The following is a 22,866-nucleotide window of genomic DNA, read 5'->3' on the forward strand; positions in this document are numbered from 1 at the left end:
TTTTAAAACAGAGACCAAATGCGTATATCTTACAATTGGCTAAAACAATTCATTAAACTTGATTGGACATCTGAAGAAACCTCTGCCCTGCTTACCGACCTTGGGCTTGAAGTAGAAGGTGTCGACAAATACGAATCACTAAAAGGAGGCCTTGAAGGCGTAGTTATAGGCCACGTGCTTACCTGCGTGCAGCACCCTAATGCCGACAGGCTTCGTGTAACTACCGTAGACCTTGGCGATGGTAATGCACCTGTACAAATAGTATGTGGCGCTCCTAACGTGGCTGCCGGACAAAAAGTTGCCGTAGCTACCATAGGCACTACCCTATATGACAAAGAAGGTAATGCCTTCCAGATAAAAAAAGGAAAAATCCGTGGCGAGGAAAGTCACGGTATGATATGTGCTGAAGACGAGCTTGGCCTTGGCGAAAGCCATGACGGTATCATGATACTTGCCGAAGATCTTGTACCGGGTACTCCTGCTGCAAAAATATTTGACATTGTAACCGATGAGGTTTTTGAAATAGGCCTTACCCCTAACCGCGCCGATGCCATGAGTCACCTTGGTGTAGCACGCGATTTAAAGGCCGGGCTTTCGCAAAAAAATGTACATACCGAACTGATAACACCATCGGTTAGTAATTTCAGGGTAGACAAGCGTACCCTTAAAATGGACATACGTGTAGAGGACACTAAGCGTGCGCCTCGTTACTGTGGTGTTACCATATCGGGCGTTACTGTAAAACAATCGCCTGCATGGTTACAAAACAGGCTTAAAGCTATTGGCCTTACCCCAAAAAACAATATAGTAGACGTTACCAATTATGTTCTACATGAGCTTGGGCAACCGCTACACGCCTTTGACGCCGCTAAAATAAAAGGCAACAAAGTGATTGTAAAAACTGCAGAAGCAGGAACTAAATTTGTAACGCTTGACGATGTAGAGCGCACACTGCATGAAGAAGACCTTGTAATCTGTGATGAGAAAGGCCCTATGTGTATTGCAGGCGTTATGGGCGGAAAAGGCTCAGGTGTTACCGACTCAACCTCTACAATATTCCTGGAAAGCGCCTACTTTAACCCGGTTTCTATACGTAAGAGTGCAAAACGCCATGCCATTAGCAGCGATGCATCATTCCGTTTTGAAAGAGGTATTGACCCAAATATTACGCAATATGCTCTTAAACGTGCAGCCCTACTGATACAGGAAACTGCCGGTGGTGAAATTACATCTGACATAGAGGATCAATATCCTAAAAAGATAGAAGACCACTCAGTATTCCTTAGCTTTGACACTGTAAACCGTGTTATAGGCCAGGAGATATCTAAAGAAACCATCAAGAAAATATTGGTATCACTGGATATAAAAATCAGCAACATGTCTGAAAAAGGACTTGGTTTGGTTATCCCGGTATACCGTGTAGATGTGGAACGCGAAATAGACGTAATTGAAGAAATTCTTAGGATATACGGCTATAACAACATTGGCTTTACACAAAAGCTTAATGCTTCAATTTCCAACTCATCGCGTACGGAAGATTATAAGCTACAGAATATTGTAGCAAACCAGCTTACAGCACTTGGGTTTAACGAGATGATGGCTAACAGCCTTACCACTCCTGATTACATTGCCCTTTCTGAAAACCTGAAGGAAGACCATAATGTAACCATGCTGAACCCGCTGAGCAACGACCTTTCTGTAATGAGGCAGTCGTTGTTATTCAGTGCTCTCGAAGCGGTTTCATTTAACATTAACCGTCGTCGTGGCGATCTTAAGTTCTTTGAATTTGGCAAAAGCTACCATAATGTAGCCGGCAGTTATAACGAAAACAAACACCTTACACTTACCGTAACGGGTAACCGCCAAGCAGAAAGCTGGACTCAGCCTCAGAAAGGTGCTGATTTCTTCTTGTTTAAAGGTTATATCACTCAAATCCTGTCAAGGCTTGAACTTAATAAAGTGCAAAGCCAGCCGCTAAGCAGTGATGTATTTGCCGAGGGCATGGCATTTTCTATAGGAGTTGAAACCATAGTAGAGTTTGGTACCGTTAAAAAGAATGTCCTAAAACATTTCGACATTAAACAGGATGTATTGTTTGCCGACTTTAACTGGGCAGCAATTACCAAAATAGTATCCGGTAAAATTAAGTTTACAGAGATTTCTAAATTCCCGGAAGTACGCCGTGACTTAGCACTACTTGTAGATACTGCTGTGAGCTTTGAACAGATATACAAAACATCGGTACTTACAGAAAAGTCACTACTTAAAGACGTAAGCCTGTTTGACGTATATGAAGGCAAAAACCTTCCTGAAGGTAAAAAATCATATGCCGTGAGTTTTGTGCTGCAAGACAGCGACAAAACCCTTACCGATGATCAGATTGACAAAATTATGGGTAAAATAAGGCAAAACCTTGAAAAGGAAACCGGAGCCCAGCTACGATAATTCCTTTAACATACAATAACAACAAAGCCACCCAAAAGGTGGCTTTATTAGTTTTATTAAGAAACAAAAAGGAAATTATGATTTCCTTTTTGCTTTCATTGCATTGTAATCAGCAGTACGGTCAAGTGCCTGGTACATACCGGCAAGAACCGAAATTACATACTGGTCATCGGGCTTAAGTTTGTGAGCCTGCTCCAGGTAAGGAAGTGCTTTGTTATAAAGAGCAGCCCTTTGATTTTTAAGAGCCTCATACTTTTGGTTGTCCTTCGCGGTATTACCGGTGATTTTGTTCATGTCGTCAACAATCTTTTGTTCACCCCTAAGTTGAAGTGTACTCATGTTTACAAGCGCATCAAAATAATCCGGTTTAAGCTCAAGCGCTTTCTTATAGAATTTTTCAGCTTCTTCAGGTTGAGAATCTGCTGAAACTACACCCATATTGTAATAAAGCGTAGGGTCGTTAGGATTCTTAGCCACAGCTTCACCTATAAGCTTTTTATATGTAGCTGTATCACCTAACTCGTAGTAAAGAGCTGCTTCGGCAAGTAACAAATCCTGGTCGTTAGGATTTTCTTTTCGCGCATTAGCAAAAAATGTTTTTGCTTTGTCTTTTTCACCTTTACTTTTATAGATTAGCGCTATATTCTTAATAATCTCAGGCCTTACAGAAGGTTGCTTCAACTCCCTTCCGTTAGTGTGAGACTTAGATGTATTAATAGCTATATCCATAACCGTTTTACTCGGAAAAGTTTCATCCTGACCTGTAGCTTTATTGGTAGCAGTATAATAAGTATACTCACCAGTAAAACCAATTTTATCAAGCTCAAGATAATACTTTAAAGCTCCGTCATAATCCTGGGAATTAAGTGACATTGCTGCAGCATTGTAAAGGTTATAAGGGTCTTTTGGATCTACCTTATAAGCCAGTTCATAAGCACCAGCTGCCATTTTATACTGCTTTTGTTGTGTAGCAGTTTGTGCAAGTTGTAATATCTCGGCTTTTAACTGTGGTAAACTTTGTTGCTCCAGTTCGTCAGTATATTTTTTCTTGCCTTTTTTCTCTATTTCAAGAACCTTATTAACATCTTCCATACCCTTATTGATAGCATTAACGGCATTAGCCGGATTAAGTGCCATATCAACAAATAGGTAGTAAGTACCTCTATAGTAATAAAAATCCCTTTTTTGTTCTTCAGACGCACTACCAATCTTAGATTCAAATGCAGCAAAAAGGTCGTTATACTCTTTAACTTGCGCTTCAGTTGGAGGAGTTTTAAGCTCATCCAGCTTTTTTAGTGCCTTCAGCTCATCTTTTTGTGCATAAGCAGCAACTGAAAGTAGCAGTGACGCTGCTACGGCATATTTAATTTTCATAAGTATGTTTATTGTTGTTTATTCGTCTGTATTTGTTTCTTGCTCTGCATCATCAGCAATACCAGATTCAGTTCCCTCAACACCTTCTACGTTTTCAAGGCCTTCAAGATCCTCCTCTTCTTCACGCATTACTTTGGCAACAGCCGCTATAGAGTCGTTACCTTTAATGTTTATAAGGCGAACACCCTGGGTGGCACGTCCCATAACACGCAGGTCGCTTACCATCATACGGATAGTAAGACCTGATTTGTTGATAATCATAAGGTCATCAGCATCGGTAACGTTGTTAATAGAAACCAGCTGACCTGTTTTATCTGTAATGCTAAGGGTTTTTACACCTTTACCACCACGGTTAGTAATACGGTAATCCTCAAGGCTACTACGCTTACCATAACCATTTTCAGACACCACAAGTATTTCGCTGTTCATATCATTTACAGATACCATGCCAATTACTTCGTCGTTATCATCGGCAAGGGTAATACCACGTACACCGCTGGCACTACGTCCCATCGGCCTTGTTTTACCTTCCTCAAAACGGACAAGTTTACCACTCTTCACAGCAATAAGCACCTGGCTTTCACCGGTAGTAAGTTTTGCTTCAAGCAGTTCGTCGTCTTCGCGGATAGTAATTGCAGCAATACCGTTTAACCTTGGGCGAGAGTATTGTTCCAAAAGGGTTTTCTTTACGATACCTTTTTTGGTACACATTATTACGTAATGGTTATTTACGTACTCTTCGTTTTTAAGGTCTTGTGTGCAGATGAACGCTTTTACCTTATCGTCATTCTCTATGTTAATAAGGTTTTGTATAGCACGTCCTTTACTGGTCTTGCTACCTTCTGGGATTTCGTATACACGCATCCAGAAACACTTACCTTTTTGTGTAAAGAACAACATATACTGGTGGTTAGTAGCCACAAACAGGTGCTCCAGGAAGTCGGCATCACGTGTAGTTACGCCTTTCTGGCCAACACCTCCCCTGTTTTGGGTTTTGTATTCGCTAAGCGGGGTACGCTTAATGTAACCCGCATGCGAAATAGTGATTACCACATTTTCGTCGGCAATAAGGTCCTCAATGCTTACATCGCCACCGCTGTATTCTATCTGGCTACGACGGTCGTCACCATATTTATCTTTAACCTCTACAAGCTCTTCTTTAATAAGTGCCATCCTTAGCTCTTTGCTGGCAAGGAGTGCTTTTAACTCAGCGATTAATTTCATAATCTCTGCATACTCGGCACGAAGTTTATCCTGCTCAAGACCTGTAAGCTGGCGCAGCCTCATTTCTACAATGGCACGGGCCTGTATTTCGCTAAGGCTGAAACGCTCAATAAGTCGGGCACGGGCTTCTTCACCGTCTTTAGAGCTACGGATGATAGCAATTACTTCATCAATATTATCAGAAGCAATGATAAGGCCTTCAAGTATGTGTGCACGCTCTTCCGCTTTACGAAGTTCGTATTGTGTACGGCGTACTACCACATCATGCCTGTGCTCCACAAAGTGGTGGATCATATCCTTCAGGTTCAGCATTTCAGGCCTGCCGTTTACAAGCGCAATGTTGTTTACGCTGAAAGACGATTGCAGCTGTGTAAATTTAAATAAGGTATTAAGCACCACATTTGGCACCGCATCCTTCTTTAATATATATACAATACGCATACCGTTACGGTCACTTTCGTCACGTATATTAGCTATACCGTCAATCTTCTTCTCATTAACAAGATCGGCGGTTTTCTTAACCATGTCAGCCTTGTTTACCTGATACGGTATTTCAGTAACAATAATAGCCTCGCGCCCTTCCACTTCTTCAAAGTTGGTCTTGGCACGAAGTACTATACGGCCACGGCCGGTTTTAAAAGCTTCGCGTACGCCCTCATACCCATATATAGTACCCCCTGTAGGAAAATCAGGAGCTTTAATATGGTGCATCAGTTCGTCTATCTCTATATCATTATTGTCTATGTACGCCAGTATACCATCTACTACCTCACTAAGGTTGTGCGGAGCCATGTTTGTAGCCATACCTACTGCAATACCACTTGCGCCGTTAACCAGCAGGTTAGGTATACGTGTAGGCATTACTGTAGGTTCCTGCAGGGTATCGTCAAAGTTTAACTGAAAATCTACGGTTTCCTTATCAAGGTCACTCATTATATCTTCAGAAAGCTTTTTCAGCCTTGCCTCGGTATAACGCATTGCTGCAGGGCTGTCGCCGTCTATAGAACCGAAGTTACCCTGGCCGTCTACCATAAGGTAGCGAAGGCTCCAGTCCTGGGCCATACGCACCATAGTATCGTAAACCGACGAGTCGCCATGCGGGTGGTACTTACCCAGTACCTCACCAACAATCCTTGCCGATTTTTTATGCGCCCTGTTACTTAGTACGCCCAGTTCATACATTCCGTACAGTACCCTTCTGTGCACGGGTTTCAAGCCATCCCTTACGTCCGGAAGCGCCCTCGACACGATAACCGACATCGAATAATCGATGTAGGCCGACTTCATCTGGTCTTCTATATTAATAGGAATTAACTTTTCTCCTTCAGCCATAAGTCGTTATAATTAAAATTTATAGTTAATACAAAACGCGCCAATATACACAATAAAATTATGATTTCTGCATTTTAAAACCACTATTTTACCCCATTTATCAACAACAGCAACCCCAGCTATAGTTAATAAAGTAAGCATAAAACGCTTTCTTTTGTCAGGTATTTTTTGTCTATTAGCATGACAGGACTTTGTTAGGTATAGTTTTTGCAAATTCCTTAAAAAATAGTAGATTTACATTAGTAAAGAAAGGATGAATATGGATGATAATTTTTCACCAAGAGTCAAGGACGTAATTACCTACAGTAAGGAGGAAGCCCTCCGGCTGGGTCATGACTTTATTGGTACAGAACATCTTATGTTAGGTATTTTACGGGACGGGCAAGGCAAAGCCATAGCCATCCTGAACAGCATATCGGTAGACCTGGATCATCTGCGCAGAAAAGTAGAAATACTTAGCCCTGCTAATCCTACTGCAGAGCGTAATAACGAGAAGAAAAACCTTCACCTTACACGCCAGGCAGAAAGAGCACTACGCACTACATTCCTGGAAGCCAAGGTCTTTCAAAGCACAAGCATAAGCACAGCACACCTGCTGCTATGCATATTACGCAATGAAAATGACCCTACAACGAAATTGCTGAACAAACTGAAAATTGATTACGAAACTGTTAAAGAACAATTCATTAGCATGACATCAAACGAGGAAGATTTTATGGACAACCTGCCAAAAGCAGAATCCTATAACGACGATCCAGGACAGGATGACAGCCTGAGGGGCGACAGCGGCTTCAGCAATCCTGCTCCCGGCAATAAGGCCAATAAAAAATCAAAAACCCCGGTTCTCGATAATTTTGGCCGAGACCTGACAGAACTTGCCGAAGAAGGCAAGCTTGACCCTGTAGTAGGTCGTGAAAAAGAGATAGAGCGCGTAAGCCAAATCCTTAGCCGCCGTAAAAAGAACAACCCGCTACTTATAGGTGAGCCGGGTGTAGGTAAATCGGCCATTGCTGAAGGACTTGCCCTGCGCATCATCCAGAAAAAAGTATCGCGTATACTGTTCAATAAGCGTGTGGTAACACTTGACCTTGCCAGCCTTGTAGCCGGCACCAAGTACCGTGGCCAGTTTGAAGAGCGTATGAAAGCGGTTATGAACGAGCTGGAAAAGAATGACGACATCATCCTTTTCATAGACGAAATCCACACTATTGTAGGTGCGGGTGGCGCTACAGGTTCGCTTGACGCGAGTAACATGTTTAAACCGGCTCTTGCACGTGGCGAAATCCAATGCATTGGCGCCACTACGCTTGACGAGTACCGCCAGTACATTGAAAAAGACGGTGCTTTAGAGCGTCGTTTCCAAAAGGTAATGGTAGAACCTACCAGCGTACCGGAAACGATTACTATTCTTAACAATATTAAGAACAAGTACGAAGACCACCACAATGTTATCTACACACCTGAGGCTATTGAGGCCTGCGTGAAGCTGACAGACAGGTATATGAGCGAGCGTTTTCTTCCGGACAAGGCTATTGATGCACTTGACGAGGCAGGAAGCCGCGTGCACATAACCAATATTGATGTTCCTAAGCAAATCCTTGACCTTGAGCGTCAGCTTGAGGAAGTACGCGAACTTAAGAACAGCGTGGTTAAAAAACAGAAATACGAAGAAGCTGCCAAGCTTCGTGATGACGAAAAACGCATTGAAAAAGAGCTTGCCATAGCCCAGGAACAATGGGAAGAAGACTCTAAAAACAACCGCGTTACCGTAACCGAAGATAACGTAGCCGATGTAGTAAGTATGATGACAGGTATTCCTGTAAATCGTATTGCACAAACCGAAAGCAACAAGTTAGCCAAACTACCTGAACTCATTAAAGGTAAGGTAATTGGACAAGATGAAGCTGTACTAAAAATAGCCAAGTCTATTCAGCGTAACCGTGCCGGCCTTAAGGATCCGAACAAGCCAATAGGTTCGTTCATTTTCCTTGGTCAAACCGGTGTAGGTAAAACGCAGCTTGCCAAGGTTATTGCTAAAGAACTATTTGACAGCGAAGATGCTCTTATCCGTATTGACATGAGTGAGTACATGGAGAAATTTGCTATCTCTCGCCTTGTAGGTGCGCCTCCGGGATACGTAGGTTATGAAGAAGGCGGACAGCTTACCGAAAAAGTACGTCGTAAGCCGTATGCCGTAGTGCTTCTTGATGAGATTGAAAAAGCCCACCCTGATGTATTTAATATGATGCTTCAGGTACTGGATGACGGTTTCTTAACTGACAGCCTTGGCCGTAAAATCGACTTTAAGAATACCATCATCATCATGACATCTAACGTTGGTGCACGCCAACTGAAAGATTTCGGACAAGGTGTAGGTTTCGGCACATCTGCCAAAGTGGCACAAGCTGACGAACACAGTAAAGGTGTTATTGAAGCCGCGCTTAAAAAAACATTTGCACCGGAGTTCATTAACCGTATAGACGACATCATTGTATTTAACCCTCTTGAGAAAGAACACATTGATAAAATCATCACTATTGAACTTGAAAAGCTATATGCCCGCGTTAAAGACCTTGGCTACAACATTCAGCTTAGCGAGAAAGCGAAAGACTTTATTGCCGACAAAGGTTTTGACAAGCAGTATGGTGCAAGGCCACTAAAACGCGCTATACAGAAATATGTAGAAGATGTACTTGCTGAAGAAATCATTACTTCTAAAATATCAAGTGGTGACGAGATTTTTATGGATCTTGAAGATGGAGGCAGCGAACTGGTTGTTACCATTAAAAAAGCCGAAAATCCTGCAAGCTAATTTTTAAGCATAATTTATATCGTTAATAGTAATCCCTGCCCTAAAAAGCAGGGATTTTTATTTACCCCTGTTTTATAAAAGGCATCAAATAAAAATTCACAATGCAGAACCGCCCTACCCCCATAAAAAAAGACCTGAAATATATACAGAAAGCGCTTATTTTACTCCCATGCTGTTTTAAGAATAAATCCCGCTTAAAACCATCATCTGCAACAATATAAAAGCTTAAAAAATATTCCCGATAATTTACTGAAAACATAAAATCTATATCGATTTTTTACGAAATAAAACCACCCTATTTAGAATGAGTTTTCCTATATTTGCGAGCCTTGAATTGTATTTTCGGTATAGTGCAAAATGCACATCTCTAAATACAGTTTAAAGCCTAAACAAACTTAAAATAACGTATTAACAATCAGCTTTTTCGGTTTCATTTTCCCGATGAAGCTATAAACAAACAGAAGATGTCTGACAAATCTAAAATTTACTACACGATAACCGATGAGGCGCCAATGCTGGCTACACATTCATTTTTACCTATCGTGCAGGCTTTTGCTTCAACAGCTGGTATTAATGTTGAAACAAGAGATATCTCACTTGCCGGAAGGATACTTGCTAACTTTCCTGAGAACCTAACAGATGCTCAAAAAATAGGCGATGCCCTTACCGAACTTGGTGAGCTTGCTAATACTCCGGAAGCTAACATCATTAAACTTCCAAACATTTCTGCTTCTGTACCACAGCTAAAAGCAGCAATTAAAGAACTTCAGGATCAAGGATATAACATTCCTAACTTCCCGGAAGATGCACAAACTGACGAAGAAAAAGCAATCAAGGCTAAATACGCTAAGGTTCTTGGTTCGGCTGTAAACCCGGTACTACGCGAAGGTAACTCAGACCGTCGTGCTCCCAAAGCTGTTAAGAACTACGCTAAAGCACATCCTCACTCTATGGGTGCATGGAGCGCTGACAGCAAAACCCACGTAGCAAGCATGAGCGAAGGCGACTTTTACGGTAGCGAAAAATCAGTTACTGTAAGCGAGGCTACAGACGTGAAAATAGAATTTGTAGGTGCTGATGGTACTTCAACTGTACTTAAAGCTTCTACTCCGCTTAAAGCTGGTGAAATCATTGATAGCTCTGCACTTAGCCTAAGCAAACTTAAAGCATTTGTTTCTAAAGAAATTGAAGATGCAAAGGCACAGGGCGTACTGTTCTCTGTACACCTTAAAGCTACCATGATGAAGGTTTCAGACCCTATTATCTTTGGTGCTATTGTAGAGGTTTTCTATGCTGATGTATTTACTAAATACGCTGATTTATTTAAGCAACTTGGTGTAGATACCCGTAATGGCCTTGGTGATGTTTATGCTAAAATAGCAGGCAAACCGGAAGAAGCTGAAGTTAAAGCTGCTATTGAAGCGGTTTACACCTCTGCCCCTGCCCTGGCTTATGTAAACTCTGACCTGGGTATTACTAACCTACACGTACCAAGCGACGTTATTGTTGATGCTTCTATGCCGGCAATGATACGTACAAGCGGACAAATGTGGAACGTAGAAGGCAAACAACAAGATACTAAAGCTATTATTCCGGACAGGAACTACAGCGGCGTATATACTGCTACTATCGACTTCTGTAAAAAACATGGTGCCTTTAACCCTGCCACTATGGGTAGTGTACCAAATGTGGGCCTTATGGCACAGAAAGCTGAAGAATACGGTTCGCACGATAAAACATTCCAGGCTACTGCTAATGGTGTTATCAAGGTTGTAGACAACAACAACGGTACAGTATACATGGAGCAGCCGGTTGAAGCCGGTGACATCTTCAGGATGTGCCAAACTAAAGATGCTCCTATCCAGGACTGGGTGAAACTTGCTGTTAATCGCGCAAGGCTAAGCGAAACTCCTGCTGTTTTCTGGTTGGATGAAAACCGCGCCCATGACCGCGAACTTATTGCTAAAGTAAACACTTACCTAAAAGACCACGATACTACAGGTCTTGACATACAAATCCTTGACCCTATTGCAGCTACTCAGTTCTCACTGGAGCGCATTAAAGACGGTAAAGACACAATCTCGGTAACCGGTAACGTACTACGTGACTACCTGACTGACCTATTCCCTATCCTGGAACTGGGTACATCGGCTAAAATGCTTTCTATCGTTCCGCTAATGAACGGTGGTGGCCTGTTTGAAACCGGTGCAGGTGGATCGGCTCCTAAGCACGTACAACAGTTTGTAGAAGAAGGTTACCTACGTTGGGATTCACTGGGTGAGTTCCTTGCTCTTGGTGTATCATTTGAGCACCTTGGCCAGACTCAGAACAACGCTAAATCACTTGTACTTAGCGAGGCTCTTGATGCCGCAAACGAAAAATTCCTTGAAAACGACAAGTCTCCTGCACGTCGCGTAGGCCAGATAGACAACCGTGGTTCTCACTTCTACCTTGCACTGTACTGGGCTCAGGCACTTGCTGCACAGGACAAAGATGCTGAACTTAAAGCAATCTTTACCCCTATTGCCGCCGAGCTTACTGAAAACGAAGCTAAGATTGATGCAGAACTTATTGCTGCTCAGGGAAAAGCTCAGGAAATAGGTGGTTACTACCACCCTGACTATGCTAAAACTGATGCCGCTATGAGGCCAAGTGCTACGCTAAACGCGATACTTGCTAAACTTGCTTAATCATGTAACGCAATATATTGAAAAGCCATCCTTTACGGGATGGCTTTTTTGTTATATTTGTTTTTCTCAACCTACATGAATTAATGCGTATTCATATTATTTTACTAATCATAGCACTGCTTAGCGTGCTGCGTTACCTGCCTAAAAAAATCAGGTTGGTTATATCAATGCTCTGTTACGCGGTATTTTGCATTAGTGTGGTATTTATATTTCCCTTGCTTATCGCAAAAAGCAGTTTAGTTGGAGGCTGTCTTATTACAATGCTGGTATCTGTTGTTTTGGGCTGGTATTTCCACAAACCTGAAGGAAACATGGCAAAGGTCTTGTCCTATTTCCTTCGTGTTTTAGGTTATGGAGGCCTGTTAATTTTGCTTATCGTTTTACTTAGTACAATGGGAAACCATTATAGCACTTACAAAGTGAGAACCTACATGCATATAATGATAACAAGCTTGTTTCCTATAGCTGCACTGTTTTTAGCACGTTACCTGCACCGTCTTCTACCTAAAACACAAAAGGCTATAAACCTGAATGTTTTAGGCATTACTGTATTTTTTGTGCTTTGGGCTGTAAACCCTACAATCCCTCGGGAGAAAGAGTATATGGGCGAAATCATAAGCTACAGGCAGCCCATAATCCCGGTAAACTTTCAAAACTTTACCATAACACGGAAAATAACCGTTCAGAATAGTTTTCAAAGAGCTGTGGACAGCAAAATGTTTATGATGACATATGACTATGAAAGGGATAAAAATCAGCTGATAAAAAACAAACTTGAATCTACCATAAGTAAAGACCACAGGTATCGGAGCAAATATATTGCCCTTACCCAAAATAAAACTGTAAATATCGACTCGATTTTAAAATACAGGATAGAGATTTTTGAAATCCTGTATGAAGAATAGTAGTACCTGAAAAATATTTTTCACCCCTCCCAACCTTTTCACCTAAAAAGGTATCTTACTACAAAGCCTTAGGAATGAAAAAAATACTATTGTTGTTTCTTATGCTACCTGTCATGACATTTGCACAAAATACATTGGCTGGTAAAACGTATTGTACAAAAACCACTGAAAGTTGTAAAGAAACGATCTCAGGAGGTTGTATGGTGTACACACATACGACAGCACGTTTGAGCAAAGATTCCATAACCTTTACGCACTTTGTAAAACGTTCAGACAGGGAACAGCCCGAAACCTACAAAAACACCTATAAATACAAGATAAACCAAGGAAGTATTTTTATAGATACACCTTTCTTTGGAAGATATATTTTAGGAGATAAAGTATTGATATCCGATTGCAAGTACAACAAAGGCACAACCTATTATGAGGTTACTCTTTAAAGCTATTCTTTAGTAACCATATCCAGCTTTTTTAAAATATCGGGCATACGGTAACTACCGTGCATGGCTTGTATTTTGGCTGCCGCCAAATCATTATCCATGCCTATAGCCGATACATATAATGGATTCTTACTTTCCCCACGAAAAACCTCAATAACGGTTTCCTTATTGGTATGGAAACCTGTTTTAGCCACACCGATAACCGGTATGCGATTATCCATTAGTTCAAAGGTTTTTCCACCGAGTCCGTATGTGCCGTTATTGTCTACATAAACATGCCCGTCTATGATTACCGTATACAGGAAATCAGTGCCAATCTTTTTTAGCAATGCCTCAATGCAGGGCAATTCACGTTTATAAAATTCACCCGGAATATACTCGGCCACTTCGGGTACAAATTCTATAATAGTTTGCCTGGGCGCAAAATCCTCCCATTCAAACAATACGCCCACAGCCTTTGCACCTCTTTCTAAATAATAAACATCTATGGCTAAAATCATCTTGTAAAGATCTATATTATTTTATAAAGCTAAAATATATTGAATGCTAAATTTGTAATGTAGTTAATCGTCAAAATTGTAAATACCAAACTTAATAGTTGCTTTACAATTACCACTCCTGTCAGAGCGCTGAACGTAACTATTATTTACACGGTTATATGTACAGCCTTATTTACACAACTACATTTAAGTTACTATAAAATAGATTCTTATAGCAATTTATTGATTCTGATAATGGATCTTTTACAGAAAATCCAAGACAGGCTTTAAGTAGATATACAACAATTTCTAATTGTATCGTATCTTTGTCAAGTACACTGTACATAAAGAATTGGTTTTGATAATTGTATGTTTAGCGATACAAATATCGATAACGCTTTTTTAATTCTAAAAAGTTTAAACCACTTCATTAACCAAGATAATTTCGTGTTATCTGTATTAAAATTTAATTTTGCAGTTATTTCTTACACAAGAAGACCATTACTAATTATTAATTATTTCGTTAATGAACAAAATCCTCATTATAGACGACGAAGAAAAGCTTAGATCTCTCATGGCCAGAATTATCAGTCTTGAAGGTTTTGAAGTTACCGAGGCTCCAGACTGCAAAACGGGTATTAAAAGGCTGGAGCAGCAGGAATTTGATGTTGTGTTATGCGACGTAAAACTGCCCGATGGAAATGGCGTAAATCTTACTGCTACCATTAAGGAAAACCATCCGCAAACTGAAGTTATACTGCTTACCGCCTATGGTAACATTCCCGATGGCGTTCAGGCCATAAAAAACGGGGCATTCGACTACATTGTTAAAGGTGATGACAACAACAAGATTATTCCACTTATACACAGAGCTATAGAAAAGTCAGCGTTAAGTAAACAGGTGGCCCACTTAGAATCGCGCCTAGAAAAAAAATACTCTCTTGAAGGTATTATAGGAAATTCTAAAACCATAAAAGAAGCCACAACACTTGCCGAACGCGTAGCTCCTACTGATGCTACTGTACTGTTAACGGGTGAAACCGGTACCGGAAAAGAAGTTTTTGCCAATGCCATTCATCAAAATAGTAACCGTAAAACAAAGAGTTTTGTGGCCGTAAACTGTTCGGCATTTAGCCACGATTTGCTCGAAAGCGAAATGTTTGGTCATATTGCAGGAGCCTTTACAGGTGCCGTAAAAGACAAGAAAGGTCTTTTTGAAGAAGCAGATGGTGGTACTATATTTTTAGATGAATTGGGCGAAATGGCACTAGACCTGCAGGCAAAACTGCTTAGGGTATTAGAAAGCGGTGAGTTTATAAAAGTAGGAGAAAGCAAAGTAACCAAAGTAAATGTACGGGTGGTTGCCGCAACTAACCGTGATTTGTTAAAGGAAATAGAAGCAGGCCATTTCCGGCAAGATTTGTACTATAGGTTGTCTATATTTCAAATTAAACTTCCATCATTGCGGGAGCGTGTGGCCGATATAGAAACACTGGCTGGATTTTTTATAAAATCGTTTAATGCAAAAACAGGCAGACAACTAAAAGGAATGCAACCGACTTATTTGCAAGCACTTAAATTGCATCCTTGGCCGGGAAACATACGGGAACTAAAAAATGTAATAGAGCGTAGCGTAATATTAGAAACTTCAGATACAATTACCGTAAATACGCTTCCTTTTGATATTGTACAGCAAGATACCTCGGTGGCTGAGGAAAACGGTACAAAGTTGCTATCGGCTTTTTCATTAGCCGCAGCCGAGAAAGTACAGATACAAAAAGTACTTAATTATACAAACGGAAACAAAGCCGAAGCTGCCCGACTTTTAGGTATAGGTATAGCAACGCTTTACCGAAAAATTGAAGAATATAAGATAGGATAGTATACAAGAACGGAGGTTTTAATGCAAAACCCTATCATTTTGATAAGGATAGTCCTTTCAAAATGATAGGGTTTTTATTTTGGCACGGCTTTGTTTTTGTTTTATTGTGTTGAATAATAGTATTTTAACAGTCGTCATTAAAAACAGGCATTCATTTTGGCGTTAGGGTATTCGAAAACAAATACTTTCAAAATGAAAAATCATGTAAAATCAGTCTCCACAAAGGCTGTACAGTTTGCAGAACTAACCAAAAGCTTTATTAGAAGCGGACAGGTAAGCCGGGCAAAAAAATGCCTTGATATGGCCGAACTGCTTTTTAAAAACGGTAATGCCGAAACCCGAAATGCTATAGGCAGCATCTATGTGTATTCGGTTTCTACTTTTATAGAAATACGTAATTGTACCGTTTCTGAGTTGTTTCCCCCTACACTTAAAAAAGAATACGTGCTGCAGGTTAACGCCTCGGGTGTTTAAAAAACAGAATTTTTCAATCCTTCAATATTTCAATCTTTCAATAAAGAATCATGACTGCACTTTTTTTTATAGCCCTGCTGGTATTTGCCTACATGTGCTATGTACTTGTAAAACCCGAAAAATTTTAAACCATGAGTAGTGAAATTATCGGAATAGTAGTAATGTATGTGCTGGTTTTGGCACTGGCGCTTCCGCTGGGCAGGTATATAGGTAAGATATTTAACTATGAACCTACCTGGGCCGACAAAATTTTTAACCCAATAGACCGGTTGTTCTTTAAGTTGGGCGGCATAAACGATAAAGTGGAAATGACCTGGAAGCAGCACATTAGCGCATTACTGGTTATTAACCTGGTTTGGTTTATCTTATCCATGTTTGTATTGCTTAATATGGACTGGCTTCCGCTAAACCCCGATGGTAACCCAGCCATGAGCATGGATTTAGCATTTAATACCACCGTGAGTTTTATTACTAATACAAATCTGCAACACTATAGTGGTGAATCAGGCCTGAGTTATTTAGGGCAGCTTACTCTTATGCTGTGGCAGTTTATTAGTGCCGCTTGCGGTATGGCGGTTTGTGCTGTGGTATTTATGGCTATGAAAGAGAAAACTTCGGCTACACTGGGTAACTTTTACAGTTTCTTCGTGCGCTCGGCTACAAGAGTATTGCTGCCATTGTGCCTTGTGTTAGCTGCTATACTGGTGTTTAACGGCACACCTATGACCTTTGAAGGTAAAGACCACATTACCACCCTTGAGGGCAAAACACAAGATGTAAGCCGTGGGCCGGTGGCGGCATTTGTTGCTATAAAACAACTGGGTACAAACGGTGGTGGTTTTTATGGCCCTAACAGTGCCAATCCTATGGAAAACCCCAACTACTTTACAAACCTCGTAGAAAACCTGAGTATAGTACTAATTCCCATAGCACTGATATTTGCCTTAGGCCATGTGCTTAAACGAAAAAAACTGGCATGGACCATTTATAGTGTAATGACCGTGGGTTTCCTATTGCTATTAATCCCCACTATTGTAGGCGAAATGGGTGGTAACCCGGCACTGGACAAAATGGGAATAGCGCAGCATACCGGCAGTATGGAAGGTAAAGAAGTGCGTTTTGGTGCCGAAGCATCGGCTAACTGGGCGGTGTATACTACCTGTACCAGTAACGGATCTGTTAATGCAATGCACGACAGCTTTACCCCGCTGGGCGGTGCTACCACGTTACTAGGCATGATGGTAAACTGCTTCTACGGTGGTATAGGCGTGGGCTTCCTTAACTTTTACATCTTCATAATACTTGCGGTGTTTATCAGTGGGCTTATGGTAGGGCGCACACCCGAGTTCCTGGGCAAAAAGATAGAAGCCAGAGAAATGAAAATAGCCATGATGGTAGCGTTGCTGCACCCACTGCTTATTCTTGCAGGCACGGCACTGGCAAGTTACGTATATGCTGGCAACCCCGAGGCATACGCCAGTTGGCTTGCAAACCCGGGCTACCACGGATTTAGTGAAATGCTGTATGAGTTTACCTCATCATCGGCTAACAATGGTAGCGGTTTTGAAGGCCTGGGTGATAACACTCCGTTCTGGAACATAGCTACCGGTATTGTAATGCTATTGGCACGTTACCTGCCTATTATTGGTCCGGTAGCCATAGCAGGCATACTTGCCGGTAAAAAATATGTACCCGAAAGCGCCGGTACTCTTAAAACAGATACCTCAACCTTTGGCTTTATGATATTTGCGGTGATTTTTATTGTTGCAGCACTATCATTTTTCCCATCGCTTACACTGGGGCCAATAGCCGAGTATTTTTCATTATACCACTAATTTTCAATAACAATGAAAAGTCAAAATACAAGCCTGTTCCAAAAAGAACTTGTGCAGCAGGCATTGAAACAATCTTTTATTAAGCTAAACCCTTCGTCGCTTATAAAAAATCCCGTAATGTTTACGGTAGAAGTAGGTACAGCTATTATGCTCTTTGTATGTATTTGGGTACTTGTGGGCGAAAAAAGCCAGGGGAGCTTTGCGTACAATCTTACGGTTTTTATAATACTACTGTTTACGCTGCTGTTTGCCAACTTTGCAGAAGCCATTGCAGAAGCCCGCGGTAAGGCGCAGGCCGACAGCCTGCGTAAGACCCGCGAGGAAACTCCTGCTAAAAAGGTAGAACCCGTGGGCGAAATGTACTTAGATGAGGTACAGGTAGTACCCTCGTCGACGCTAAAAAAAGGTGATGTATTTATTTGCGAAGCCGGAGATATTATTCCTACCGATGGCGAAATTATAGAAGGCCTTGCTACCATAGACGAAAGCGCCATAACCGGTGAAAGTGCTCCGGTAATACGCGAAGCCGGCGGCGATAAAAGCTCGGTTACAGGTGGTACCAAAGTACTTTCGGATAAAATAAAAGTACAGGTAACTACTAATGCAGGCGAAAGCTTTCTGGATAAAATGATTGCCCTTGTAGAAGGTGCCAGCCGCCAGAAAACACCAAACGAAATTGCGCTTACCATACTTTTGGCGGGTTTTACACTAGTGTTTATCATAGTGTGTGTTACACTGAAACCTTTTGCCGATTATGCTAATATTCCTATAACCATTGCTGCTTTTATATCGCTGTTTGTATGTCTTATTCCTACCACCATTGGGGGGCTTTTATCGGCCATTGGTATTGCGGGTATGGACAGGGCATTGCGCGCCAATGTAATTACAAAATCAGGTAAGGCAGTAGAAACAGCCGGTGATATAGATGTACTTTTACTAGATAAAACCGGTACCATAACTATAGGTAACCGTAAGGCTACACACTTTCACCCTGTAACCGGAGTCGATGAAAAAACCTTTGTAAAAGCAGCGGTGTTAAGCTCTATGAGCGATGAAACACCCGAGGGTAAATCCATAATAGAGCTTGCCGGTATAGAGGCAAATGCTTTTAAGGTTGAAAACCCACGCTTTATAAAGTTTACTGCCGAAACGCGCAGTTCGGGTATCGATTTTGCCGATGTACGCATTCGTAAAGGAGCGTTTGATGCCATTAAGAATTTAGTTGAAAAAGCAGGCAACCCTTTTCCGGAAGAAGTTACCGAAGTAGTAAAAAAAGTTTCGGGCAATGGTGGTACGCCATTAGTGGTTTCTCAAAACGAAAAAGTACTTGGGGTAATAGAACTACAGGATATTATTAAAACAGGTATTTCTGAACGTTTTGAACGCCTGCGCAAAATGGGGGTAAAAACGGTAATGGTTACGGGCGACAACCCGCTAACGGCCAAGTTTATTGCCGAAAAAGCCGGTGTAGACGATTTTATTGCCGAAGCCAAGCCCGAGGATAAGATGAACTACATAAAAGCCGAACAGCAACAAGGTAAGCTGGTAGCCATGATGGGTGATGGTACTAACGACGCACCGGCGCTTGCCCAGGCCGATGTGGGTGTAGCCATGAACAGTGGTACACAGGCCGCTAAGGAAGCTGGTAACATGGTAGACCTGGATAACGACCCTACCAAGCTGATTGAGATTGTGGAGATAGGCAAGCAGTTGCTCATGACGCGCGGTACGCTAACCACCTTTAGTATAGCAAACGACGTGGCAAAATACTTTGCCATAATACCGGCGCTGTTTATTACCGCCATACCGGCACTACAGGGACTAAATATTATGAACCTGCACAGTCCGGAAAGCGCCATACTATCGGCAGTAATATTTAATGCCATAATTATCCCGATACTGATTCCGCTGGCGCTAAAAGGTGTAGCATACAAGCCTATCGGAGCTTCGGCACTACTGCGTCGTAACCTGTTTATCTACGGATTAGGCGGTGTTATTGTACCGTTCATAGGCATTAAACTGATTGACATGCTGGTTGCTGTATTCTTTTAACCTAATGTAATACTATGCGCTCTTCCATTTCGACCGTAGCGCAGCGGAGTGGAGAAATCTCAAAAAAATTCATCATAAAGAGATTTCTCCCTATCGGTCGAAATGGAAGGACTGCACATAACATTAAAAATAAATAAAAATGAAAACACATATTGTTCCCGCCATACGATTAACCCTGTTTTGTGCCCTGTTCTTTTCGGGTATTTACACCATGAGCATTTTGGGAATTGCTCAGTTAGCGCCCAATCAGGGAAAAGGCTTTATTACCGAAAATAAGGGCAAACGCTACCACACTAATGTGGGGCAGGCTTTTACCCAGAACAAATACTTTTGGTCGCGCCCCAGCGCTGTAGATTATAACGCAGCAGGTTCGGGTGGTAGTAATAAAGGACCTTCTAACCCGGAATATCTTGCAACCGTAGAAAGTCGTATTGATACTTTTCTGCTAAAAAACCCCGGTGTTGCCAGGAAAGATGTTCCTGCTGAGCTGGTTACTGCCAGCGGGGCCGGACTAGACCCCGACATTTCACCCGAAGCAGCAGCCATACAAACGGCACGTGTAGCAAAAGCCCGTAATCTTACTGAGGCAACCGTGACTAAAGTCATAGAAGATAACACCGAAAAACCGTTACTTGGCTGCATGGGACCTGCAAAAGTAAACGTATTAAAACTTAATTTAGCAATAGACAACTTACAATAAATGAAAACCCTTTTTTCAATTGCGGCACTTGTACTAACAGGCAGTGCCGTAATAGCCCAAAACGATACCATTAAGGTACTACCGCAACCCGAAGTAGCCGGACTTAAGCTTAGCGCTTACATAGAAACCTACTACGCTTACGATTTTAATCAACCGGTAAACAATACCCGCCCTGCGTTTTTTTATTCGCACAACAGGCATAATGAGGTAGCACTAAACCTGGGCTTAATTAAAGCTGCCTACGATAACGGACAGGTGCGCGGTAACCTTGCACTTATGGCAGGTACCTATGCTAACGCCAACCTTGCTTCTGAACAAGGTGTAATGAAAAACGTATTTGAGGCCAATGCAGGTGTTAAACTGAGTAAAACAGCAAACCTGTGGGTAGATGCCGGTATTTTTGGTTCTCATATAGGCTTTGAAAGTGCTATAGGTAAAGATTGCTGGAACCTTACCCGCAGTATCCTGGCAGATAATTCACCTTATTACGAAAGTGGTGCCAAGATAGGTTACACCTCTCCTTCGGGCAAGTGGTTTATAAGCGGTCTTGTATTAAACGGTTGGCAGCGCATACAAAGAATAGATGGTAATAAAAGCCTGTCATTTGGCCACCAGCTTACGTACAAGCCGTCGGATAAAATTACGCTAAACAGCAGTTCGTTTGTAGGTAATACCTATCCTAATGTAGATAAAAGGATGCGTTACTTCCATAATTTGTACGCTATTTTTCAGCTTACAGACAAATGGGGGCTTATTGCAGGATTTGATATAGGTGCCGAGCAAAAAGCCAAAGGCAGCGACAGCTATAGCTGTTGGTACTCGCCGGTGCTTATAGCGCGTTATTCGGTAAACAGTAAAATAAACCTTAGTGCCCGTGGCGAATATTATGCCGATAAATATGGTGTAATGATTCCTACCGGAACACCAAACGGTTTTAAAACCACAGGTTATTCGGTAAACTTTGATTATAATGTTTACAGTAATGTAATGTGGCGACTTGAAGCCCGTACCCTTAACAGCAAAGACGATATTTTTGTAAAAAACAGTAGTCTTACCGCTAGTAATACTTTTGTAACTACGGCACTTGCAATTTCATTCTAATGGAAGAAAGAGATACAAATGCGCAACACTTCCTGGACTTGATTCAGCGGTCGCGCAGGGGTAAGTTTAAGGTCTACATCGGCATGAGTGCCGGTGTAGGCAAAACCTACCGTATGTTGCAGGAAGCCCATACGCTGCTTCGTAACGGCATCGACATAAAAATAGGCTACATAGAAACCCATAACCGTAAAGAAACCCATGAGCTGCTCGATGGGCTTCCGGTGGTACCACGCAGGTTTATTTTTTATAAAGGTAAATACCTGGACGAAATGGACGTACAGGCTATAATAAACCTAAGGCCCGAAGTGGTTGTGGTAGATGAACTTGCCCACACTAATATAGAAGGCAGCCGAAACGAAAAACGCTGGCAAGACGTTATGGAAATACTCGATGCGGGGATAAACGTAATTAGTGCGGTAAACATTCAGCATATAGAGAGCCTTAACGACGATGTTAGGGAAATTACGGGTATTGAAGTAAAGGAGCGTATACCAGACAATGTATTAAAAGCCGCCGATGAGGTTGTAAATATAGACCTTACTGCCGATGAACTGATTACCCGGCTTAAAGAAGGCAAAATTTATACCCAGGATAAAATACCGCACGCCCTGTCTAACTTTTTTAAGGCAGAACATATACTTCAGCTGCGCGAACTGGCACTAAAGGAAGTGGCCAGCCAGGTAGAGCGTAAGGTAGAAACTGAGGTTACCGGATACACCGGCAGGCAGGAGCGTTTTATGGCCTGTATAAGCAGTAATCCCGTTACGGCCAAAAAAGTAATACGCAAAACAGCCCGATTAGCTAACTACTACCACAGCAAGTGGTTTTTGTTGTATGTAGAAACTCCCGCCGAAGCACCCGATAAAATAGCACTGAACAAACAGCGCCATCTTATAAACAACTATAAACTGGCCATAGAGCTTGGTGCCGAAATTGTAAAAATAGAAAGCCCTGGAGTAGCATCTACTATTATGGCTACTGCCGAAGCCCGTAAGGTAACTACCATTTGTATAGGTAAGCCACACATAAACTTATTTAAGGTAATTTTGTCTACCAATGTATTTAAGTCGTTGCTAAACAAACTGTCCAGCAGCGAAATTGACCTCGTAATACTTTCGTAA

Annotated in this window: 16 protein-coding genes; 13 read left to right on the plus strand and 3 right to left on the minus strand. The window is 41.7% G+C overall.

What is annotated here, in order from left to right:
- The first annotated feature begins 18 nt into the window (after positions 1 to 18).
- Complete coding sequence (pheT, locus tag ACLI1A_RS17320; RefSeq protein WP_411409946.1) at positions 19 to 2,445, plus strand: phenylalanine--tRNA ligase subunit beta; 2,427 nt, start codon at positions 19 to 21, stop codon at positions 2,443 to 2,445.
- Positions 2,446 to 2,520: 75 nt separating this feature from the next.
- Here the strand turns inward: pheT and ACLI1A_RS17325 are convergent, their stop codons facing one another.
- Together ACLI1A_RS17325 and gyrA are read right to left on the minus strand one after the other, a co-directional pair.
- On the minus strand, positions 2,521 to 3,819 hold the full coding sequence (locus tag ACLI1A_RS17325; protein ID WP_411409947.1) for a hypothetical protein: 1,299 nt from the start codon (positions 3,817 to 3,819) through the stop codon (positions 2,521 to 2,523).
- 18 nt (positions 3,820 to 3,837) lie between these two features.
- On the minus strand, positions 3,838 to 6,375 hold the full coding sequence (gene gyrA / locus ACLI1A_RS17330) for a DNA gyrase subunit A (RefSeq protein ID WP_411409948.1): 2,538 nt from the start codon (positions 6,373 to 6,375) through the stop codon (positions 3,838 to 3,840).
- Between the two features lie 259 nt (positions 6,376 to 6,634).
- Between gyrA and ACLI1A_RS17335 the strand changes: the two genes are divergently transcribed.
- From ACLI1A_RS17335 to ACLI1A_RS17350, 4 genes are all read left to right on the plus strand, one after another.
- Positions 6,635 to 9,187 (plus strand): ATP-dependent Clp protease ATP-binding subunit, encoded by a 2,553-nt coding sequence (locus tag ACLI1A_RS17335; RefSeq protein ID WP_411409949.1) that lies wholly within the window; start codon positions 6,635 to 6,637, stop codon positions 9,185 to 9,187.
- A 464-nt stretch (positions 9,188 to 9,651) separates the two neighbouring features.
- Positions 9,652 to 11,877, plus strand: coding sequence for an NADP-dependent isocitrate dehydrogenase (locus ACLI1A_RS17340; RefSeq protein WP_411409950.1), 2,226 nt, complete (start codon positions 9,652 to 9,654; stop codon positions 11,875 to 11,877).
- Between the two features lie 431 nt (positions 11,878 to 12,308).
- Complete coding sequence (locus ACLI1A_RS17345) at positions 12,309 to 12,782, plus strand: hypothetical protein (RefSeq protein ID WP_411409951.1); 474 nt, start codon at positions 12,309 to 12,311, stop codon at positions 12,780 to 12,782.
- 74 nt (positions 12,783 to 12,856) lie between these two features.
- Entirely contained in the window at positions 12,857 to 13,222 is a 366-nt protein-coding gene (locus ACLI1A_RS17350; RefSeq protein WP_411409952.1) for a hypothetical protein, read from the plus strand.
- Between the two features lie 2 nt (positions 13,223 to 13,224).
- On the opposite strand, the gene ACLI1A_RS17355 is transcribed toward ACLI1A_RS17350, so the two are convergent.
- The gene (locus ACLI1A_RS17355) at positions 13,225 to 13,722 is read right to left on the minus strand and encodes an endonuclease V (protein ID WP_411409953.1); all 498 of its coding nucleotides are present in this window, start codon (positions 13,720 to 13,722) and stop codon (positions 13,225 to 13,227) included.
- Positions 13,723 to 14,227: 505 nt separating this feature from the next.
- On the opposite strand from ACLI1A_RS17355, the gene ACLI1A_RS17360 reads away from it, so the two are divergent.
- The 8 genes from ACLI1A_RS17360 to ACLI1A_RS17395 all read left to right on the plus strand — a co-directional run bounded on the left by ACLI1A_RS17360 (position 14,228) and on the right by ACLI1A_RS17395 (position 22,866).
- On the plus strand, positions 14,228 to 15,583 hold the full coding sequence (locus ACLI1A_RS17360) for a sigma-54-dependent transcriptional regulator (RefSeq protein ID WP_411409954.1): 1,356 nt from the start codon (positions 14,228 to 14,230) through the stop codon (positions 15,581 to 15,583).
- A 192-nt stretch (positions 15,584 to 15,775) separates the two neighbouring features.
- On the plus strand, positions 15,776 to 16,057 hold the full coding sequence (locus ACLI1A_RS17365; RefSeq protein ID WP_411409955.1) for a hypothetical protein: 282 nt from the start codon (positions 15,776 to 15,778) through the stop codon (positions 16,055 to 16,057).
- A gap of 50 nt (positions 16,058 to 16,107) precedes the next feature.
- Positions 16,108 to 16,185, plus strand: a complete 78-nt coding sequence (locus ACLI1A_RS17370; protein ID WP_411409976.1) for a potassium-transporting ATPase subunit F — start codon at positions 16,108 to 16,110, stop codon at positions 16,183 to 16,185.
- A gap of 3 nt (positions 16,186 to 16,188) precedes the next feature.
- Complete coding sequence (kdpA, locus tag ACLI1A_RS17375) at positions 16,189 to 17,892, plus strand: potassium-transporting ATPase subunit KdpA (protein ID WP_411409956.1); 1,704 nt, start codon at positions 16,189 to 16,191, stop codon at positions 17,890 to 17,892.
- Between the two features lie 12 nt (positions 17,893 to 17,904).
- Positions 17,905 to 19,944: a potassium-transporting ATPase subunit KdpB gene (kdpB, locus tag ACLI1A_RS17380; RefSeq protein ID WP_411409957.1), complete on the plus strand. Its 2,040-nt coding sequence runs from the start codon at positions 17,905 to 17,907 to the stop codon at positions 19,942 to 19,944.
- 139 nt (positions 19,945 to 20,083) lie between these two features.
- The gene (locus ACLI1A_RS17385) at positions 20,084 to 20,644 is read left to right on the plus strand and encodes a K(+)-transporting ATPase subunit C (protein ID WP_411409958.1); all 561 of its coding nucleotides are present in this window, start codon (positions 20,084 to 20,086) and stop codon (positions 20,642 to 20,644) included.
- Positions 20,645 to 21,745 carry a porin gene (locus tag ACLI1A_RS17390; RefSeq protein ID WP_411409959.1) on the plus strand — a complete coding sequence of 367 codons (1,101 nt, stop codon included), beginning with the start codon at positions 20,645 to 20,647 and terminating at the stop codon, positions 21,743 to 21,745.
- Positions 21,745 to 22,866, plus strand: a complete 1,122-nt coding sequence (locus ACLI1A_RS17395) for a sensor protein KdpD (protein WP_411409960.1) — start codon at positions 21,745 to 21,747, stop codon at positions 22,864 to 22,866. The genes ACLI1A_RS17390 and ACLI1A_RS17395 overlap by 1 nt, the downstream gene beginning before the upstream one ends.

The sequence above is a fragment of the Flavobacterium sp. RHBU_3 genome, assembly GCF_046613565.1.
GTDB lineage: Bacteria > Bacteroidota > Bacteroidia > Flavobacteriales > Flavobacteriaceae > Flavobacterium.

What these genes read in the sequence shown, in the direction of transcription:
- ACLI1A_RS17365 (WP_411409955.1), top strand. Translation starts at nt 15,776, where the DNA reads ATGAAAAATCATGTAAAATCAGTCTCCACAAAGGCTGTACAGTTTGCA.
- ACLI1A_RS17355 (WP_411409953.1), bottom strand. Translation starts at nt 13,722, where the DNA reads ATGATTTTAGCCATAGATGTTTATTATTTAGAAAGAGGTGCAAAGGCT.
- ACLI1A_RS17335 (WP_411409949.1), top strand. Translation starts at nt 6,635, where the DNA reads ATGGATGATAATTTTTCACCAAGAGTCAAGGACGTAATTACCTACAGT.
- pheT (WP_411409946.1), top strand. Translation starts at nt 19, where the DNA reads ATGCGTATATCTTACAATTGGCTAAAACAATTCATTAAACTTGATTGG.
- gyrA (WP_411409948.1), bottom strand. Translation starts at nt 6,375, where the DNA reads ATGGCTGAAGGAGAAAAGTTAATTCCTATTAATATAGAAGACCAGATG.
- ACLI1A_RS17345 (WP_411409951.1), top strand. Translation starts at nt 12,309, where the DNA reads ATGCATATAATGATAACAAGCTTGTTTCCTATAGCTGCACTGTTTTTA.
- ACLI1A_RS17385 (WP_411409958.1), top strand. Translation starts at nt 20,084, where the DNA reads ATGAAAACACATATTGTTCCCGCCATACGATTAACCCTGTTTTGTGCC.
- ACLI1A_RS17350 (WP_411409952.1), top strand. Translation starts at nt 12,857, where the DNA reads ATGAAAAAAATACTATTGTTGTTTCTTATGCTACCTGTCATGACATTT.
- kdpB (WP_411409957.1), top strand. Translation starts at nt 17,905, where the DNA reads ATGAAAAGTCAAAATACAAGCCTGTTCCAAAAAGAACTTGTGCAGCAG.
- ACLI1A_RS17340 (WP_411409950.1), top strand. Translation starts at nt 9,652, where the DNA reads ATGTCTGACAAATCTAAAATTTACTACACGATAACCGATGAGGCGCCA.
- kdpA (WP_411409956.1), top strand. Translation starts at nt 16,189, where the DNA reads ATGAGTAGTGAAATTATCGGAATAGTAGTAATGTATGTGCTGGTTTTG.
- ACLI1A_RS17390 (WP_411409959.1), top strand. Translation starts at nt 20,645, where the DNA reads ATGAAAACCCTTTTTTCAATTGCGGCACTTGTACTAACAGGCAGTGCC.
- ACLI1A_RS17370 (WP_411409976.1), top strand. Translation starts at nt 16,108, where the DNA reads ATGACTGCACTTTTTTTTATAGCCCTGCTGGTATTTGCCTACATGTGC.
- ACLI1A_RS17360 (WP_411409954.1), top strand. Translation starts at nt 14,228, where the DNA reads ATGAACAAAATCCTCATTATAGACGACGAAGAAAAGCTTAGATCTCTC.
- ACLI1A_RS17395 (WP_411409960.1), top strand. Translation starts at nt 21,745, where the DNA reads ATGGAAGAAAGAGATACAAATGCGCAACACTTCCTGGACTTGATTCAG.
- ACLI1A_RS17325 (WP_411409947.1), bottom strand. Translation starts at nt 3,819, where the DNA reads ATGAAAATTAAATATGCCGTAGCAGCGTCACTGCTACTTTCAGTTGCT.